Origin of the sequence: Streptomyces hilarionis (assembly GCF_024539675.1) — a bacterium.
Taxonomy (GTDB): domain Bacteria; phylum Actinomycetota; class Actinomycetes; order Streptomycetales; family Streptomycetaceae; genus Streptomyces; species Streptomyces hilarionis.
Genome location: NZ_JAHHIT010000327.1, coordinates 1 through 2,554, shown reverse-complemented (window position 1 = coordinate 2,554; position 2,554 = coordinate 1). Strand labels below are relative to the sequence as shown.

The following is a 2,554-nucleotide window of genomic DNA, read 5'->3' as shown; positions in this document are numbered from 1 at the left end:
CTCCCCCGCTCCTCTCCTCCCCTCCCCCTCGCTGATCGCTCCTAGGACGGCCATGTCTCCACGGTCAGGCGCCAGGCGCCGCCGTCTCGGCTCCATACGTCTCTCCCTGATCCTGCTGGCGCTGGTGCCCGGCGTCACCCTCACCGCCATGTGGGCCGTGACGACGACCCAGATGTTCACCGAGGGGCTCCGTCTGCGCGCGCAGACGGAACTGAGCCGGTCCACGGGCGCCATGGGCACCGAGGCGACGCTCGCGCTGCAACAGGAGCGCAGTCTGTCTGCGGTGTGGCTGGCCTCCGGGCCCGGCGGCTCCCGGGCCCCGCTGGAGGCCCAGCGCACGCGGACGGACGAGGCCGTCGCCAAGCTGGTCTCGCGGGCGGACGACATCCAGAAGGCGCCCGCCCGCGTCCGTGACCGGCTTTACTCGGTCGTCGCCTCCGTCGGCAGCCTGGAGTACTACCGTGGTCAGGTGGACGACCCCGTCGACATCACCGCCGCCCAGGCCCTGGACCAGTACACGTCCATCATCGACGACCAGATCCACGCCTTCCAGGAGCTGTCCCAGGTCGACGACGGCGACCTCACCTCGCAGGCCGGTCCGCTGGTGGCCCTGGAGCACGCGGCCGAGCTCGTCTCCGAGGAGGACCTTCAGCTCACCCTGGCGGGGCCCAGGGGCCGGATGGACGAGAGGACCTGGGCCCAGTTCGCGCAGTTGGTGAACAGCCGCCGCTGGCTGGTGCAGGACCAGATCGTCCCCTCGCTCACCGGTGACGCGAAGGCGGACACCGAGCGGATCCTGACGAGCTACCAGTGGCAGACGCTGGAGGCCGTCGAGAACAAGGTGCTCGCCGCGCGCGCGAAGCCGGGCGACGGCGGCGACATCGTGCTGCCCGACGTGCGGAAGGCGTGGCGCGCCGCGCTCATCGACGTCTCCGACCAGTACTCGCGGCTGATCCGGCAGCAGACCGCGACCTTGTTGCAGCACAGCGCGGACGACTCCCGCGGCCTGCTGATCAAGGCCGCCTCGCTGAGCGCCGGGGGTCTCCTCGCGCTGCTGGTGTGCATCGGCATGTCCTGGCGGATCACCCGCTCCCTGTCACGGCGGCTGCACGGGCTGCGGATGGCCACGCTGAGCCTGGCGCACGAGCGGCTGCCCGACGTGGTGGCCCGGCTGGACCGGGGCGAGACGGTCGACGCGGACGCGGAGACCCCGCCGCTCGACTACGGAACCGACGAACTCGGCCAGGTGGCGAAGGCGTTCAACACCGCGCAGCGCACCGCCGTGCACACCGCGGTGGAACTCGCCGACACCCGGCGCGGCTTCGAGAAGGTCATCCTGGGCATCGCCCGGCAGAGCCAGAACCTGGTCAACCTCCAGCTCAGCAAGCTCGACGCGCTGGAGCGTCAGCACCAGGACCCCGACGTGCTCAACGGACTGTACGAACTCGACTCCACGGCAAGTCAGTTGCGCCGCTACGAGGAGAACCTCGTGATCATCAGCGGCGGCCGGCCGGGACGCAGCTGGGCGGAGCCGGTGGCGCTGGTCGACATCCTGCGCAGCGCCGTCGGAGAGGTCGCCGAGTACCGGCGGGTGGAGGTGCACACCGAGGAGGAGGTGTCCATCGCGCCGCCGGCCGTGGCGGACGTCATCCATCTGCTGGCCGAGCTCATCGACAACGCGACCTCCTACTCGCCCGCCCCCTCCCCGGTCGGGGTCCGGGCGACGCTGGTGGCGAAGGGGCTGGCGATCGAGGTGGAGGACCGCGGGCTCGGCATGTCCGAGGAGGACTACGCGTCGTTCAACGAGCAGTTGGCGGTTCCTCCGCAGTTCGACGTGGTGGCGCTCGCCGACGACCTGCGGCTGGGCATGTTCGTGGTGGCCCGGCTCGCGACCCGGCACGGGATCGGCGTCACCCTGCGCTCCTCGCCGTACGGCGGCACCACCGCGATCGTGCTCGTCCCGCACGACATCGTGGTCCCCGATACGCCCGGCGACCGGCCCCGGACGGACGACCTGCCCGGGGACCCGGCGGCCTCGGGCGCCCGGCGGCCGCAGGCGGGCCCGCCGCCCGGGGACGAGAGGCCGTCGGACCCGGCGCGCGACGCGCAGGCCGCGGACACGACGGGGAGCACGGCCGTCGGGACCCGGGAGGAATCCGCCGCGGCCCCGGCCACGACCGCCGGAACCGGGGCGCACGGTGCCGGCCCGGAGCGGCGGCGGGGCCGGGAGCGGGAGCAGGCGTCGCCCCGGCCGCGGGAACACCCCGATTCCGGGAGCGGGCGGGAGCTGCCCTCCCTTCCGGTCCGCGGTACTCCGGGCGCGACGGTTCCCTCGCGTTCCCCGGCCGGGACGCCCGCGTCCGGGCCACGCGGGTCGGACGGGCCGACGGGTTCGCCCGGGGCGGACCCGCAGGACACGTCCGACGGGGCCGCGGAACCGGCCGGTACCGCGGGGGCGGCGACGCCCGCTCCCGCCGGCGGCCACGCGCGGGGGCGTTCCGCCGATCCCGTCCCGACGCCGACCGCTCCCCCGCCCCCGGCCGCGGGCTCCGCC

General features: G+C 74.0%; 1 protein-coding gene. It reads left to right on the top strand.

What is annotated here, in order from left to right; translation table 11 throughout:
- Window positions 1-52 precede the first annotated feature (52 nt).
- Window positions 53-2,554, top strand: a 2,502-nt coding sequence (locus tag KMS84_RS38350; RefSeq protein ID WP_256921180.1) for a sensor histidine kinase, incomplete at its 3' end; no start/stop codon positions are given.